The following is a 15,479-nucleotide window of genomic DNA, read 5'->3' as shown; positions in this document are numbered from 1 at the left end:
AGGCATGCCGTACACTGGAACGTGCAGTAGAAGTCTGCATTCTTTCGCCGTGCCCGTTGTCGGGTGCGGATCCTCAAGCCGCGGTGAGAGGGGAAGAGTGCGGGCTTCACGAGACCTCCGGGTCTCTAGGGCGGTAGCTCAATTGGCAGAGCAGCGGTCTCCAAAACCGCAGGTTGCAGGTTCGATTCCTGTCCGCCCTGCGCGTCAGCGCACACACCCTGCGTTGATAAGAAAGTGTGGTCGACCCGTGTCGGCTCACGGAAGGTAATCAGGTGGCATCGATGGTTCAGGACGAGCCGAAGGGCGAAGTCGTTCCCGCTGAGGGAACGGCCGCACCCCGCGAGAAGAAGCTCAACGTCTTCGCTCGTATCGCCCTGTTCATTCGTCAGGTCTTCGCCGAGCTCCGTAAGGTCGTCACCCCGACGCGCCAGGAGCTGCTGAAGTACACGGCGGTGGTGCTCGGCTTCGTCGTCGTCATGATGGCGCTCGTCTACGGCCTGGACGTGCTGTTCGTGTGGATCACGTCGTACGTCTTCGGAGTGCCCAGCGCCTGATCCCCGAGCGCTCCGGCTCGCCCCGGAGCCACGACACGGGCGGACCGCAGGTCCGGCAGCGGACGGAACGGAAGAGAACTCACGTGACTGAAAGATATGTCGACGACGCCGACTGGGCGACCGCCGCTGAGCAGTCCTCGGAGGACGACGAAGCCCAGGAGGGCAACGTCCTCGCCGAGGAGGAGCGCTCGGTCGAAGCGGCCGAGCACGTCGCGATCCACATCGTCGACGACGGTGATGGCGACGACGACGACGCCGACCTGGACGACATCGACATCGACGACCCGGAGGCGGACGCGATCGTGAACGACGCTCTCAATCTTGACGAGACGGCAGAGACCGAAGCAGCAGCCGAGGTGATCAACGACTCCCTCGCGGAAGAGGTCGCCGAGCGTGCGGCCGAGGCCGCCGACGAGGTGACCCCGTACGACGGTCCCGACGTGAACGGCGACGAGGACGAACCCGAGCTCGACGAGGACTTCGTCGCAGAGGTGGATGCCGCAGCCGGCGTCGTGGACGAGGTCGAGGCATCGGTCTCCCCGGCCGACGCCGCAGAGGCTCCTGCGTTCGCCGACGACGAGGACTCGGACGACGAGTTCGCGGACGACGAGATCGCCGACAGCGACGCCGAGGATGGCGAGGACGAGGACGAGGACGAGGACCCGTACGAGGCGTTCCGTGCAGAACTTCGCACGCTCCCGGGCAAGTGGTACGTCATCCACTCGTACGCCGGCTTCGAGCGCAAGGTGAAGGCCAACATCGAGCAGCGCAAGTCGACGCTCGAGGTCGAGGACGACATCTACCAGATCGAGGTCCCGATGGAGGACGTCGTCGAGATCAAGAACGGTCAGCGCAAGATGGTCACGCGCGTCCGGATCCCCGGCTACGTGCTCGTGCGCATGGACCTGAACGAAGACACGTGGTCGGTCGTGCGTCACACGCCCGGCGTCACCGGCTTCGTCGGCAACGCGCACAACCCGACCCCGCTGCGCTTCGAAGAGGCCTTCAACATGCTGAAGAGCCTCGTCGAGGTCAAGGAGGTCGCCGGCGCCAAGGGCGGTGCGGCCAAGAAGGGCGCCGCCGCCGCGGCCCGCGTCATCCCCGCCGAGGTCGACTTCGAGGTGGGCGAGACCATCACGATCAAGGAGGGCTCGTTCGCGGGCCTGCCCGGCACGATCAGCGAGATCAAGCCCGAGAGCGGCAAGCTCACGGTCCTCGTCTCGCTCTTCGAGCGCGAGACCCCGGTCGAGCTCAGCTTCGACCAGGTCACCAAGCTTTGACGCGGGTCGGATCAATGCGAGCGCCAGCGAGCGTTGATGCGATCCCGGGTCAAGGTTGAGCGAGCGAAGCGAGTCGAAACCTCCGCAATATCGCTGGTAGACTTCTCAGGTTTGCGTGCGCTCTGAGCGCGCGCGATGGACACCGCGATCCGGAACGGCCGGATTCGCGGGAGAACAGGGTGCTCCGGCATCCGCTGTTCGACGAAAGGAAAGAAGAATGGCACCGAAGAAGAAGGTGACCGGCCTGATCAAGCTTCAGATCAACGCCGGTGCCGCCAACCCGGCGCCGCCGATCGGGCCCGCGCTCGGTCAGCACGGCGTCAACATCATGGAGTTCTGCAAGGCGTACAACGCCGCGACCGAGTCGCAGCGCGGCAACGTCATCCCCGTGGAGATCACCGTCTACGAGGACCGCAGCTTCACGTTCATCCTGAAGACCCCGCCGGCCGCTGAGCTCATCAAGAAGGCTGCGGGCGTCCAGCGCGGCTCGGCCACCCCTCACACGGTCAAGGTCGCCAAGCTCACCAAGGAGCAGGTGCGTCAGATCGCCGAGACGAAGCAGCCCGACCTGAACGCGAACGACATCGAGGCCGCCTCGAAGATCATCGCCGGCACCGCCCGTTCCATGGGCATCACGGTCGAGGACTGAGGGGAAGAGGAAACATGGCTACCAAGTCCAAGGCCTACAAGGCCGCTGCTGCCAAGATCGATGCAGACAAGTTCTACAGCCCCACCGAAGCCGTCGCGCTCGCGAAGCAGACCGGCTCCGCCAAGTTCGACTCGACCGTCGAGGTCGCGCTGAAGCTCTCCGTCGACCCTCGCAAGGCCGACCAGATGGTGCGTGGCACCGTCATCCTCCCGCACGGCACCGGCAAGACCGCCCGCGTCATCGTGTTCGCGACGGGTCCGGCCGCTGAGGCCGCGATCGCCGCGGGTGCGGACGAGGTCGGCGGCGCCGAGCTCATCGAGCGCGTCGCCGGTGGCTGGACCGCGTTCGACGCGGCCGTCTCGACGCCCGAGCTCATGGGCCAGGTCGGTCGCCTGGGTAAGGTGCTGGGTCCCCGTGGCCTCATGCCGAACCCCAAGACCGGAACCGTGACCCCCAACCCGGCCAAGGCCGTCGAGGAGATCAAGGGCGGCAAGATCGAGTTCCGCGTGGACAAGCACGCCAACGTGCACTTCGTCGTCGGCAAGGCGTCCTTCTCGGAGGAGCAGCTCGACGAGAACCTGAAGGTCGCGCTCGAGGAGATCGTCCGCCTCAAGCCGTCCAGCTCGAAGGGTCGCTACATCCAGAAGGGCGCCGTGTCGACCACGTTCGGCCCCGGCATCCCGCTGGACGTCAACGCCATCGTCTGACACTGCGTCGGAATCGCACGCAAGGGGCTCCACCTCCGGGTGGGGCCCCTTCGTCGTCCCGTAACCGTCTGCCGCGGCACCGTCAGGCGGGGAGTAGCGTCGGAGACATGTTCGCGACGCTCCAGGATCTGTTCGGAATCGACGCTCCGATCGTGCTCGGCCCCTTCGGCGGGCTGTCGTCGGTCGAGCTGACCGCGGCGGTCAGCGAGGCCGGAGGGCTCGGCTCGTACGGCCTGTACGGCTACTCGGCCGATCGCATCAGCGATACCCTCGCCGCGCTGCACTCCGCGACCTCGCGTCCGTTCGCCGTGAACCTCTGGCTGCCCACGGGCGACGAGGTCACACCGGGCGAGGTCGACCTCGCGCCGGCGATCGAGGCGACGGCACCCCTCTTCGACGACCTGGGTCTCGCGCATCCGTCACCGCCGATCGAGTTCCTGCCTGATCTCGACTCCCAGGTGACGGCGGTGCTGGATGCCGCGCCCGCGGCGCTGAGCGTCGTCTTCGGCGTCCCCTCCGAGCGGCTCGTCGCAGCGGCGCACAGCCGCGGCATCCGCGTGATCGGGACAGCGACGACCGTGGCCGAGGCCGTCGCGCTCGACGCCGCCGGTGTGGACGCCGTCGTCGCGACCGGCGCCGAGGCGGGCGGGCACCGCGTGTCGTTCCTGCGTCCGGCCGAACAGTCGCTCGTCGGCACCTTCGCGCTCGTGCCGCAGGTCGTCGATGCCGTGGGCGTGCCCGTGATCGCGGCGGGCGGCATCGCCGACCGGCGCGGAGTCGCGGCGGCGTTCGCCCTCGGCGCCGCGGGCGTCCAGGTGGGCTCCGCCTTCCTCCGCACGCGGCAGTCTGCCGCCACCGACGCGCACCGCCGTGCCATAGAGGATGCCGCCGACACCGCCACGGTGCTCACCCGTGCCATGAGCGGGCGGCTGGCGCGCGGCATCCCGAACCGCGCCATGCGCACGATCGAGACCTCGGGAGTCATCGCCCCGTTCCCCGCGCAGAACTGGCTGACCGGGCGGTTCCGGGCCGAGGCCGGTCGCCGCGGAGACGGCGACCTCGTCTCACTGTGGGCGGGGCAGGCAGCCGGCCTGGCCACCCTCGACGATGCGGCCGACGTGTTCGCCGAGCTCGCGGCCGGCGTTCCCGCCTGACTGCGTCCGCCGACGGCGTCACCGCGTCGGCAGCACCTCGAAGCCGCGCTCGCCGGTGGGCTCGGCATCCGTCACGGTCGCGCCCTCGACGCGGGAGCCCGGCGGTCCCTCGGCCATCCATGCGAGCACCTCGTCGACCTGCCCGGGCCTGCCCTCGAGTTCGGCTTCGACCGAGCCGTCGCGGCGATTGCGCACCCAGCCGGCCGCACCCGCCTCGCGTGCGACCATGCGCAGCGTGTACCGATAGCCCACGCCCTGGACGTCGCCGCGGACGGTCACGTGCACGCGTCTCATGCCGCCATCTTGCCGCGAGGTGCGCGGGTGGGCCAGGATGCCGGCATGGGAACCGTCGACGAACTCCTGGCCGGCCTCGATTCCGCTGATCGCCCATCGGTCGAGCGCATCTATGCGATCGCTCGCGAGGAGGCTCCCGACGCCGAGCAGGGACTCGGCTACGGCATGCCGGCGCTCGTGTATCGCGGCAAGCCGCTCGTGTCGGTGATGCGGGCGAAGAAGCACATCGGCGTCTACCCGTTCAGCCCGGCGGCGGTCTCGGCGGTGGCAGATGCTCTGGGCGGCCATCCGGGCATCGGCCTGGACAAGGGGACGATCCGCTACCAGCCCGAGCATCCGCTGCCCGATGACGTCGTGCGCCGGCTCGTGATCGCGCGCAAGGAGCAGATCGAGGGCTGATGCCGGTCGGCCCGGGCGGGTCAGTGGGGGAGCACGAGCGAGACGCCGAGGCCGATCATGACGACCGCGATCACCGCGTCGAGGATCCGCCAGGCGCGCGGCGTCGACAGCCAGCGCCCGAGCAGACGCGCGCCGAACGCGAGGCCGAAGAACCAGACGATACTCGCGGTCATGGCGCCGGCGGCGAAGAGCCAGCGGTCGTCGCCGTGCGTGTTCGCGACCGTGCCGAGCAGGAAGACGGTGTCGAGGTAGACGTGCGGGTTGAGCCACGTCAGCGCCAGGCAGGTGAGGAGCGCGGGGATCAGACGGGTGCGGGTCGCCGCCGGCGGCGCCGAGCGGATGTCGCTGCGCACCTGCGAGGCCGAGACCTCGGGATCGAGGAGGAACTCGCCGGAGCCGGCATGCGTCACTCCGCCCGACGTGGTGCGGTGTGGTTCGACGACGCCCTCCTGCGGACTCACTGCTCCGACAGGCTGCTGGGTGTCATCGGCGCCGAGAGCCGCTCCCGTCGGCCGCCACGCGCGCCGTGCCGCGAGCACGCCGTACGCGACGAGGAACAGCGCGCCCGCCCAGCGGACCACGTCGACGAGCCAGGGCACGGCCTCCAGCACGAAGCCGACGCCCGAGACCCCGAGGGCGATGAGGATCGCATCCGAGATCGCGCAGATCGCCGCCACCGCGAGCACATGCTCTCGCCGCAGACCCTGTCGCAGCACGAAGAGGTTCTGAGCGCCGATGGCGATGATGAGCGAGAAGCCGAGGCCGAGACCGGCGAGAACAGGAGCGAGCATTCTTCGACGGTACGAGCGGCGGGAACCGTAGTCCAGCTCATGGATCTTCAGTACCATTAGCAGCACTGAAGATGCGCATCCCCTTCGAGTTGGCCGAGACCCTCGCCGTCGTCGTCGACGAAGGCACCCTCGACGCGGCCGCCCGCCGCCTCCACGTCACGCCGTCGGCGGTCAGCCAGCGCGTCAAGGCACTCGAGGAGCAGCTCGGACGCCTGGTGCTGGTGCGCTCCAAGCCGGTGCGAGCGACGGAGGCCGGAGCGGCGGTCATCCGGCTGGCGCGACAGATGGCACTGCTCGAGCACGACGCGCTCGCCGACCTCGGCGCCGAGGACGACGAGACCGCGCTCACGACCGTGCCGCTCGCGGTCAATGCCGACTCGCTGGCGACGTGGTTCCTCGAGCCGCTCGCGCGGCTGGCGGAGCGGCATCCCGTCGTCTTCGATCTGCACCGCGACGACCAGGACTTCACCGCCGGACTGCTCGAGTCGGGAACCGTGATGGGAGCGGTGACGTCTCGGTCCGCACCCGTTGCGGGATGCCGCTCCTCGCCGCTCGGCGCGATGCGCTACGAGGCCGTCGCCACCCCCGCCTACGCCGAACGGTGGCTCGAAGGGGACCGCCGCACCGCGCTCGCGAGCGCCCCGCTCGTGGACTTCGACCGGCGCGACGACCTGCAGAACGAGTGGCTCGCACAGCAGGGCGTGGATCCTGCGCACCCGCCGCGACACTACGTGCCGGCCTCCAACGACTTCGCGACGGCCGTGCGGCTCGGATTCGGCTGGGCCATGCTGCCGCGCTTCCAGTCCCACGACGCGCTCGACCGGGGCGAGCTCGTGCTCCTCGGCGGCCCACCCGTGGACGTCGCGCTGCACTGGCAGCAGTGGAACCTGCGCTCTCCGCTCCTCGACGCGATCGCGGACGCCGTCGTCGCCGAGGGCCGCCGTGTTCTCGCGCCCGCATGAATCAGTTCACTTGCGCTGAACGTACGCCGAACGGGCATTCTGGCGTACATCCAGCGCAAGTGAACCGATTCATGCGAGGAGCGAGGGCGAGGGACGCGAGGGGGTCAGCCGTCGCTGACGCGGAGCACGACCTTGCCGCGGGTGTGGCCGGTCTCGATCGCCCGGTGGGCGTCGGGAGCGTCAGTGAGATCGAAGACGTTCTCGATGTAGACCTGCACCGAGCCCGAGTCGAGCAGGCGGGCGATCGTCGCCAGCGCACCGCCGTCGGGGATCACCTTGTACGAGGTCGTCCGCACGCCCGCTTCGGCCGCCGCCTCGGCGTAGCCGGGCCACGACCCGGTCGGCACGACGACGTACAGCCCGCCCGGGCGCAGCACCTCGAGCGAACGGGTGCCGGTGTCGCCGCCGACGTTGCCGACGAGGTCGATGACGACGTCCACCTCACCGACGACATCCTCGAATCTCGTCGTGGTGTAGTCGACCACGACCGACGCTCCGAGTTCGCGCAGCCACGCGGCGTTGCGGCCCGACGCCGTCGCGGTGACGTGGGCGCCGAAGTACGCGGCGAACTGCACGGCGAAGTGGCCCACCCCGCCGCTGCCGGCATGGATGAGCACGCGCTGGCCCTCGTGCGCGTGGGCGGTCTCGACGACGAGACCCCAGGCGGTGAGCGCGGCCAGCGGCACGCCCGCCGCCTCGACATGCGACAGCGACGCCGGCTTGCGCGCTATCGACAGTGACGGCGCCACGACGTACTCGGCGTACGAGCCGCCCGTGCGCGGGAACGACGCCATGCCGAACACCTCCGTGCCCGGCGGGAAGGGGTGCGACTCGTACGGGCTCTTCACCACGATGCCGCTGAAGTCGTAGCCCGGGGTCGCCGGGTAGGCGTCGATCGCGCCCGAAACGCCGGCGCCGCCGCGCGTCTTGGCGTCGATCGGATTGACCCCGGCGGCCACGACGCGCACCAGCAGCTCGCTGAGCACGGGGGAGGGGACCGGGACGGATGCCGCGCGCAGCGCGTCCGGCGCGCCCGGCGCGTCCACCACCATCGCCTGCATGGTGGCCGGCGGCTCCGCCACCGGCGCGAGCGGCGCCTCGGGTGTCGATCGCAGCGGTCGGATCCTCATGACGCACTCCTTCCGCGGGTGTGCCGTCATCGGCACCAGAACTGAACCCGGTGCAGACAGTCAACCCTGCGTTCGTCTCACCCGTGTTACGCCGGTGCTACCGATGGGCGAAGACGCGCGTGAGACGGGTGCGCCGGCGCCGGCATCCGCCTCCCTCGCACGGGTGTCAGGCCCGGGCGGCGCGGAGCTCGACGGCCGCGGGTGAGAGCACCTGCTGCGTCACCATGATGGCCGCGCCCAGCACGCCGGCGGTCTCGTCGGTCTGCGACTGCACGATGCCGAGATGCTGGGTGGCCAGCGGGATGGATCGCCGATACACGACCTCGCGGACCCCGGCGAGCAGGTGCTCGCCCGCCCGTGCCACGCTGCCGCCGATGACGATCACGGACGGGTTCAGCATGTTGACGACGGTCGCGAGCACCTCGCCCACCTCGCGCCCGGCCTGACGCGTCGCGATGATGGCGGCGGGGTCTCCGGATCGCACGAGTGTGACCACGTCGGCGCTGCCTTCGGCGTCGAGGCCCTGCGCGCGCAGATCGGCGGCGATGGCGGTGCCGCTGGCGACGGCCTCGAGGTCGCGCTGGTCGCCCGGCGGGCGCGGGGAGTCGTGGCTGTATGGCACCTGCACGTGGCCCATGTCGCCGGCGGAGCCCTGCGCGCCCCGCTGCAGCGCGCCGCCCGAGATGATCCCGGCGCCGATGCCCGTGGACACCTTGACGAAGATGAGGTCAGCGACGCCGGGCCAGCTGAGCGCCTGCTCGCCGAGCGCGAGGATGTTCACGTCGTTGTCGACGAGGACGGGCACGTCGAAGGTGCGCTGGACGTAGTGCGGCACGTCGAAGCGATCCCACCCGGGCATGATCGGCGGATTCGTCGGCCGTCCCGTCGAGTGCTCGACGGGACCGGGCACGCCGATCCCGACGCCGACGACCGCTGAGGCGGCGATGCCCCGCTGCTCGAGCAGGCTGGCGCCCTCGGCGATCACGGAGTCGAGAACGCGCTCGGGACCGTCGGCGATGTCGAGCGGGTGGGTGTTCGATATGAGGATGTCGGCGGCGAGGTCGGCGACGGCCACGGTCGCGTGGGTGGCGCCCAGGTCGACGGCGATCACGACGCCTGCCAACGGGTTGAACGCCACACGGGCGGGCGGGCGTCCGCCGGTCGATGCGGCTTCGCCGGCGGGCCGCAGCAGTCCGGCCGCCAGCAGCGTGTCCACGCGGCTCGAGACGGTGGAGCGGGCCAACCCGGTGAGCGTGGCCAGCTCGGCTTTGGTGCGTGCGCGGCCGTCGCGGAGGATCTGGAAGATCTCGCCCGCGCCGGTGCCCCCGGCGGCTCCGCTGCCGCGCCCTGCATCGACCATGGCGACAGTAAAGCACAGGCGTTCTGGCTGGCTGGGTCACGACTTAACATCACGACCCGATCACTTTTGACGAGAACCTACCAAAAGTCACCGCCACCGTGTCACAATCACCGCATGACTACGGAAGTCATCGACATCGTTGTCGGTACCGTCCGCACCGGCCTCATCGGCGGCGGATTCATGGGGCGCGTACACGCCGCCGCCGCCCGCCGCGCCGGGGCCCGGCTCACTGCGGTCGCCTCGTCGAGCCGCGACCGCGCGGAGGCGGTGGCGCAGGAGCTCGGTGTGGCACGAGCCGAAGCCGACGCCGCCGGGGTCTTCTCGGCATCCGATGTCGACGTCGTGCACATCTGCACCCCCAACGCCACCCACGCGCCGCTCGCCGCAGCCGCGCTCGCCGCGGGGAAGCACGTCGTGTGCGAGAAGCCCCTCGCCACCTCCGTGACCGATGCACGCGCGCTCGTGCGCGCCGCCGACGAGGCCGGCGTCGTGGCCGCGGTGCCGTTCGTGTACCGCTACCACCCGATGGTGCGCGAGGCTCGCGCCCGCGTCGCGTCCGGACGGATAGGCGCCCTGCTCACGCTCGACGGCTCGTATCTGCAGGACTGGATGCTGCGCGAGAACGACGACGACTGGCGGGCGGATGCCGCAGCAGGCGGTCCGTCGCGCGCCTTCGCCGACATCGGCTCGCACCTGTGCGACCTCGTCGAGTTCGTCACGGGCGAGCGCATCGTGCGCCTGGCCGCGCGCACGCGCAGGGTGTTCGACGAGCGGGGCGGCCGCAGGGTCACCAACGAGGATGTCGCCGCGCTCCTCATCGAGACGGAGTCCGGCGCTCTCGGCACCCTCCTCGTCTCCCAGATGGCTCCCGGTCGCAAGAATGCCCTGGTCATCGAGCTGCACGGCAGTCGCCGCAGCATCCGCTTCGCCCAGGAGCGCCCCGAGGAACTGTGGGTGGGTGCGCGCAAGGCCTCGCGGCTGGTGCTGCGTGATCCCGCCACGGCGTCCCCCGACGCGGCGCGTCTGCAGCCGCTGCCGGCGGGGCATCCGATGGGCTATCAGGACGCCTTCGACGGCTTCGTCGGCGACGTCTACGCTGCCATCGCCGGCGAGCAGCCGGACGGACTCCCCACCTTCGCCGACGGCTTGCGGGCCGCCGTCGTCACCGACGCCGTGCTCGAGTCCGCAGAGCGCCGCTCCTGGATCGAGGTGCCCTCATGAGCGACACGATGCTGTCAGACAGCCCGGTGCCGACGGGCGGCTCCGACGTCGTCCTGCGCGCACAGGGCATCTCGAAGTCGTTCTTCGGCGTGCGGGTCCTCACCGACATCGACATCGACGTCCGGCGGGGCGAGGTGCACGGCCTCGTCGGTGAGAACGGCGCCGGCAAGTCGACGCTGATGAAGATCCTCGCCGGCGTCCACCACGCCGACGCCGGATCGGTCGAGTTCGAGGGCCGACCGGTGGCGTTCACCCATCCACGCCAGGCGATGGATGCGGGCCTCGTGACCGTGTTCCAGGAGTTCAATCTCCTGCCCGAGCGCACGGTGGCGCAGAACGTGTTCCTCGGCCGCGAGCCGCGCCGGGGCGGCTTCATCGATGACAGGGGCATGCAGCGTCGCACGCGGACGCTCCTGGAAGGACTCGGGGTCACCTTCATCGACCCGGGTGCCCGCGTGGGATCGCTCACCGTCGCCGAGCAGCAGATCGTCGAGATCGTCAAGGCGCTCTCGTTCGACGCGCGCGTCATCTCGATGGACGAGCCGACTGCCGCGCTGAGCGACCACGAGGTCGAGCTCCTCTACGCGATCATCCGCAAGCTCACCGCCCGCGGCGTCGCGGTCGTCTACGTCTCGCACCGGCTCAAGGAGATCTTCGATCTGTGCGACCGCATCACGATCCTGAAGGACGGCGCACTGGTGTCGACGGACGCCACGGCCGACCTGACGGATGCCGAGCTCGTCCGTCGCATGGTCGGCCGCCCCCTGCAGTCCTACTTCCCCGGTCCGGTCGAGGGCACGACGTTCGGAGACCCCCGCCTCGAGCTGACGGGCTGCGGCAACGAGTACGTGGACGGCGTCTCGCTGACGCTGCGGGCCGGGGAGATCGTGGGACTCGCGGGGCTTCAGGGGTCCGGCCGCACGGAGCTCGTCGAAGGAATCTTCGGCGTCCACGGGTTCAGCCGCGGTGCGATGATCCTCGACGGCCGGTCCGTCCGCTTCACGAGCCCGCGTGCCGCGGTCCGCGCCGGTCTCGCGCTCGTGACGGAAGACCGCAAGGCCCAGGGTCTCGCGCTGGGCCAGTCCGTGCTCGACAACTCGCTGCTCGTGGTGCGCAGCGTGTTCGCCGGGCGCACCCGCGCATCGCGCAAGCGCGTGCCCGGCATCCTGAGCTCCCTCGAGGTGTCGTCGCGCGGCGTCGACCAGGAGGCGCGGTTCCTGTCGGGCGGCAACCAGCAGAAGGTCGTGCTCGCGAAATGGCTCGTGACCGACCCGCAGATCGTGCTGTTCGACGAACCGACGCGCGGCATCGATGTGGGTGCCAAAGTCGCCGTGTATCAGCTCATGCGGCAGTTGGCCGCCGAGGGCAAGGCGGTGCTGATGGTGTCGAGTGAGCTGCCCGAGGTGATCGGCATGAGCGACCGCATCCTCGTGATGCGCGACGGCGAACTCGCCGCCGAGCTTCCCGCGCGCTCCGCGGAGCATGAAGTGCTCGCCGCCGCCACGGGTTCGAGCGACGAGGATGCGGCGAGTGGCGAGATCCCCGATCCTCGCCTCGAAGAAGGAGGGGACCGGCCGTGAAGCGCATCAGAGTCGACTCGACGGTGATCGTGCTCGGCATCCTCCTCCTCGTCATCGCCGTCGGGGCGATCCTCGTCGCGACCGTCGGCCGCAGCTTCTTCAGCCCCGGCAACATCCGCGACATCCTCACGGGCATGAGCGTGCTCGGCCTCGTCGCGATCGGTCAGACGCTCGTCATCCTGGGCGCCTCCCTCGACCTCTCGGTCACCTATGTGATCAGCCTCGCCAGCCTCATCGCGGCCACCACCATGAACGGGAACCCCGCCAACATCCCGTGGGCGGTGACGCTGACACTCATCGTCTGCGCGGCCATCGGACTGGCGAACGGGCTCATCGTCACGGTGCTGAAGGTGAACGGATTCATCGCGACCCTCGGCGTCGGCCTCATCCTGCAGGGCGTCCTCAACACGAGCTTCCAGGGCAGCGCCGGAGAGGTGCCGTGGGCGTTCCAGCTGATCGGGGCGACCGGCGTCGGACCGCTCCCCGTGTCGTGGATCATCATGGTCGCGCTCGCCGCGCTGGTGTGGTTCCTGCTCGGACGCACGCGCACGGGGGCCCACCTGTTCGCCGTGGGCGGCGATCCCGAGGTGGCACGCCTGTCGGGTGTGCGCACGAGGCCGCCGCTGATCGTGGCACACGTCCTGTGCTCGGTGTTCGCCGGTCTCGCGGGATTGCTGCTTGCGAGCCGGCTGGGTGTCGGAAGCCCCACGGTCGGCCAGCAGGGCGGCTACGCGCTGCTGTCGATCGCGGCCGTCGTGCTGGGCGGCACCCTGCTCATGGGCGGCCGCGGATCGGTCTGGGGCACCATCGGCGGTGTGGCGATCTTCGCCGTCGTCGACAACGTGATGAGCGTCATGCAGGTGAACCCGTTCCTCAAGGATGTCGTCCGCGGCGTCGTCATCGTCGCGGCCGTCGCCGTCTACAGCCGTCGGGCGATCGTCCGGCGCCGCACGCGCTTCGGGCCGGGCGGCACGAGGACCGGCGGTGATGCGCCCGCCGAGGCGGCCGCTCCCGCGATGGTGGCGGCGACCCATGCGCTCGAGGCGGAGGCCGATGCGGCCGATGGCGGCGCACCGATGCAGGGAGGTGCACGATGAAGTTCCTCACAGCGCTCGTGAGCCCCCGTGGCGCGGTCTTCCTGCTGCTGGTGATCCTGCTCGTCGCCGTCATGGTCCTGAACCCGAACTTCGCGGAGCCGGGCCAGCTCATGCGCTACATCCAGCGGGTCGCGCCGGTCGCCATCGTCGCGATCGGCCAGTACTTCGTCATCATCGCGGGCGAGTTCGACCTGTCGCAGGGCTCGCTGATCACCGCGCAGGTGATCGTCGCAGGCAACCTCGTCGGCCAGGACGACGCGCGCACCGTCCCGGTGCTGTGCCTCATGGTGGTGCTCGGCCTCGTCGTCGGCCTCGTGAACGGCCTGCTGACGACGCTCCTGAAGGTGCCGTCGTTCATCGTGACTCTCGGCATGATGCTGGCCCTCCTGGGCCTCGTGCTGTGGTGGACCGGTGGCGCCGCCACGGGCAATCCGGCCGACAGCTTCCGCCAGATCGGTCGCGGCGGCATCCGGGATATCCCGGTCCTCGACTTCCTGCCCTGGTCGGTGCTGATCCTGGCCGCGTGGCTCGCGCTCGGCATCTGGATCACCAAGCGCCCGCTGGGCAAGCTCCTCATCGCGATCGGCGACAACGCCCGGGCGACGCGCTACTCGGGCGCCCGCGACTGGTGGGTGACCACGCGGGCGTTCATGATCTCGTCGCTGTCGGCGACGGTCTCGGCCGTGCTCCTCGTCGGCTACGCCGGCGTGCACCCGTCGGTCGGCCGGGGGTACGAGTTCGTCGCGATCACGGCCGTGGTGCTCGGCGGCGTCGTGCTCGGCGGCGGCCGGGGCTGGATCGTCGCGGCCGTCGCCGGAGCCTTCGTGCTCGAGGCGCTCTTCCTGCTGCTGAACATCGCCGGCGTCCCGTCGTCGCTGCGCGACGCCGTCCAGGGCGTCATCATCATCGCCGCCGTCGCGTACTCGGGACTGGTCTTCCGATCCCGCAGACGCAGTGGCCCACCACAGACCCCTCCCTCTTCGGGGAAGGAACCCGACGCGCCCGAGGGCGCCGAGGAGTCGTCCGCAACACAGGCCCTCGCAGGCGAGGGCGCCGCACCGAACAACAGGAGTTAGCAATGCGACGATCAATGAAGATCGCCACCACAGCGGTGGCGCTCGTCGGCCTCTTCGCCCTCGCAGGGTGCACGACCGACCCCAACGTGGCCCCACCGGACTCGTCGGCGGAGCCGACCGAGGACGGCGGCGCCAACGAGTGGTTCGACCAGGCGCTGTTCGACACGCAGATGGCCCAGCGCGAGGTCGTGCCCGAAGGTCCGGAGGACGAGCCGTATCTGCAGCACATCGACGCCGAGATGGTCGACACGTCGGAGTACGCGAGCACCGGCCCGAAGAAGGCGTGCTTCGCGAACGCCTCGATCTCGAACCCGTGGCGCCAGACCGGCTGGATCACCATGAACCAGCAGCTGGAGGTGCTGCAGGAACAGGGTGTGATCAGCGAGATGGAGACGCGCGACGCGCAGGACTCCGATGACACGCAGATCGCCGACATCGACTACTTCATCTCGGAGGGCGGCTGCGACGTCTTCATCATCTCGCCGAACAGCACGGCCGCGATGACGCCGGCGGTCCAGCGCGCCTGCGACACCGGCAAGCCGGTGATCGTGTTCGACCGCGGTGTGGAGACCGACTGCCCGGTGACGTTCATCCACCCGATCGGCGGCTTCGCCTGGGGCATCGACACCGCGCAGTTCCTCATCGACAACCTCGAGGAGGGCGACAAGGTGGTGGGACTCCGCATCCTTCCCGGCGTCGACGTGCTCGAGCAGCGCTGGGCGGCCGCCGAGTACATGTTCGAGGAAGCCGGCATCGAGGCGGTGGACTACTTCACCGGTGCCGACCCGGCCGAGATCAAGAGCATCATCAGCGACGAGCTCGCGACGGGCGACGTGGCGGGAATCTGGATGGATGCCGGTGACGGCGCCGTGGCGGCGATCGAGGCGTTCGAGGACGCCGGAGTCGACTACCCGGTCATGACGGGTGAGGACGAGATGAGCTTCCTGCGGAAGTGGAAGGAGACGGGCCTGACCGGCCTCGCTCCGGTCTACTCCAACTTCCAGTGGCGCACCCCGCTGCTGGCGGCGCAGAAGATCTTCGCCGGCGAGGAGATCCCCAAGGAGTGGGTGCTGCCGCAGAGCCCGATCACCGCGGAGGAGGTCGACCAGTACCTGGAGGCCAACGACGGCATGCCTGACGGCCACTACGCCAAGTTCGGCGGAGAGAACCTGCCGGGCTACCCCGAGGTCTGGCAGGAGCGCCAGATCCCGTAAGGCACAGGTCC

Annotated in this window: 16 protein-coding genes and 1 tRNA gene; 13 read left to right on the top strand and 4 right to left on the bottom strand. The window is 69.9% G+C overall.

Going from position 1 to position 15,479, the window contains the following annotated elements; translation table 11 throughout:
• Window positions 1-127 precede the first annotated feature (127 nt).
• The 6 genes from ACI3KX_RS07465 (at window position 128) to ACI3KX_RS07440 (ending at window position 4,344) form a co-directional block, all read left to right on the top strand.
• Window positions 128-200: transfer RNA gene (locus ACI3KX_RS07465), tRNA-Trp, on the top strand.
• 81 nt (window positions 201-281) lie between these two features.
• Entirely contained in the window at window positions 282-554 is a 273-nt protein-coding gene (secE, locus tag ACI3KX_RS07460; RefSeq protein ID WP_349429015.1) for a preprotein translocase subunit SecE, read from the top strand.
• A gap of 83 nt (window positions 555-637) precedes the next feature.
• Window positions 638-1,834, top strand: coding sequence for a transcription termination/antitermination protein NusG (nusG, locus tag ACI3KX_RS07455; protein WP_404909171.1), 1,197 nt, complete (start codon window positions 638-640; stop codon window positions 1,832-1,834).
• Between the two features lie 217 nt (window positions 1,835-2,051).
• Window positions 2,052-2,483 (top strand): 50S ribosomal protein L11, encoded by a 432-nt coding sequence (rplK, locus tag ACI3KX_RS07450; protein WP_163619961.1) that lies wholly within the window; start codon window positions 2,052-2,054, stop codon window positions 2,481-2,483.
• A gap of 14 nt (window positions 2,484-2,497) precedes the next feature.
• Entirely contained in the window at window positions 2,498-3,190 is a 693-nt protein-coding gene (rplA, locus tag ACI3KX_RS07445) for a 50S ribosomal protein L1 (RefSeq protein ID WP_363354090.1), read from the top strand.
• 107 nt (window positions 3,191-3,297) lie between these two features.
• Window positions 3,298-4,344: an NAD(P)H-dependent flavin oxidoreductase gene (locus tag ACI3KX_RS07440; RefSeq protein WP_404909167.1), complete on the top strand. Its 1,047-nt coding sequence runs from the start codon at window positions 3,298-3,300 to the stop codon at window positions 4,342-4,344.
• A gap of 18 nt (window positions 4,345-4,362) precedes the next feature.
• Here the strand turns inward: ACI3KX_RS07440 and ACI3KX_RS07435 are convergent, their stop codons facing one another.
• A complete protein-coding gene (locus tag ACI3KX_RS07435; protein ID WP_404909165.1) occupies window positions 4,363-4,638 on the bottom strand; it encodes an acylphosphatase in 276 nt (91 codons plus the stop codon).
• A gap of 45 nt (window positions 4,639-4,683) precedes the next feature.
• Here ACI3KX_RS07435 and ACI3KX_RS07430 point away from each other — a divergent pair, with 45 nt between their 5' ends.
• Complete coding sequence (locus ACI3KX_RS07430) at window positions 4,684-5,037, top strand: iron chaperone (protein WP_404909163.1); 354 nt, start codon at window positions 4,684-4,686, stop codon at window positions 5,035-5,037.
• A 20-nt stretch (window positions 5,038-5,057) separates the two neighbouring features.
• Here the strand turns inward: ACI3KX_RS07430 and lysE are convergent, their stop codons facing one another.
• The gene (lysE, locus tag ACI3KX_RS07425; RefSeq protein WP_404909161.1) at window positions 5,058-5,828 is read right to left on the bottom strand and encodes an L-lysine exporter; all 771 of its coding nucleotides are present in this window, start codon (window positions 5,826-5,828) and stop codon (window positions 5,058-5,060) included.
• 71 nt (window positions 5,829-5,899) lie between these two features.
• On the opposite strand from lysE, the gene ACI3KX_RS07420 reads away from it, so the two are divergent.
• Window positions 5,900-6,790 (top strand): LysR family transcriptional regulator ArgP, encoded by an 891-nt coding sequence (locus ACI3KX_RS07420; protein ID WP_404909159.1) that lies wholly within the window; start codon window positions 5,900-5,902, stop codon window positions 6,788-6,790.
• Between the two features lie 104 nt (window positions 6,791-6,894).
• Here ACI3KX_RS07420 and ACI3KX_RS07415 read toward each other — a convergent pair whose 3' ends face one another.
• Together ACI3KX_RS07415 and ACI3KX_RS07410 are read right to left on the bottom strand one after the other, a co-directional pair.
• Window positions 6,895-7,920 carry an NADP-dependent oxidoreductase gene (locus ACI3KX_RS07415; protein ID WP_363354078.1) on the bottom strand — a complete coding sequence of 342 codons (1,026 nt, stop codon included), beginning with the start codon at window positions 7,918-7,920 and terminating at the stop codon, window positions 6,895-6,897.
• A gap of 166 nt (window positions 7,921-8,086) precedes the next feature.
• On the bottom strand, window positions 8,087-9,280 hold the full coding sequence (locus ACI3KX_RS07410) for an ROK family transcriptional regulator (protein WP_363354076.1): 1,194 nt from the start codon (window positions 9,278-9,280) through the stop codon (window positions 8,087-8,089).
• A 114-nt stretch (window positions 9,281-9,394) separates the two neighbouring features.
• Here ACI3KX_RS07410 and ACI3KX_RS07405 point away from each other — a divergent pair, with 114 nt between their 5' ends.
• The 5 genes from ACI3KX_RS07405 to ACI3KX_RS07385 are packed head-to-tail and all read left to right on the top strand — an operon-like array spanning window position 9,395 to window position 15,468.
• Complete coding sequence (locus ACI3KX_RS07405) at window positions 9,395-10,501, top strand: Gfo/Idh/MocA family oxidoreductase (protein ID WP_363354074.1); 1,107 nt, start codon at window positions 9,395-9,397, stop codon at window positions 10,499-10,501.
• Complete coding sequence (locus ACI3KX_RS07400) at window positions 10,498-12,081, top strand: sugar ABC transporter ATP-binding protein (protein WP_404909156.1); 1,584 nt, start codon at window positions 10,498-10,500, stop codon at window positions 12,079-12,081. Before ACI3KX_RS07405 ends, ACI3KX_RS07400 begins: the two co-directional genes overlap by 4 nt.
• On the top strand, window positions 12,078-13,178 hold the full coding sequence (locus ACI3KX_RS07395; protein WP_404909154.1) for an ABC transporter permease: 1,101 nt from the start codon (window positions 12,078-12,080) through the stop codon (window positions 13,176-13,178). The genes ACI3KX_RS07400 and ACI3KX_RS07395 overlap by 4 nt, the downstream gene beginning before the upstream one ends.
• The gene (locus tag ACI3KX_RS07390; protein WP_404909152.1) at window positions 13,175-14,254 is read left to right on the top strand and encodes an ABC transporter permease; all 1,080 of its coding nucleotides are present in this window, start codon (window positions 13,175-13,177) and stop codon (window positions 14,252-14,254) included. The genes ACI3KX_RS07395 and ACI3KX_RS07390 overlap by 4 nt, the downstream gene beginning before the upstream one ends.
• 14 nt (window positions 14,255-14,268) lie before the next feature.
• A complete protein-coding gene (locus ACI3KX_RS07385) occupies window positions 14,269-15,468 on the top strand; it encodes a substrate-binding domain-containing protein (protein ID WP_404909150.1) in 1,200 nt (399 codons plus the stop codon).
• The last annotated feature ends 11 nt before the right edge of the window (window positions 15,469-15,479 follow it).

It is taken from the genome of Microbacterium sp. ZW CA_36, assembly GCF_044987475.1.
Taxonomy (GTDB): Bacteria; Actinomycetota; Actinomycetes; order Actinomycetales; family Microbacteriaceae; genus Microbacterium.
Note: the sequence above shows the minus strand (reverse complement) of the source record. Positions and strands in the feature narration are given on the sequence as shown.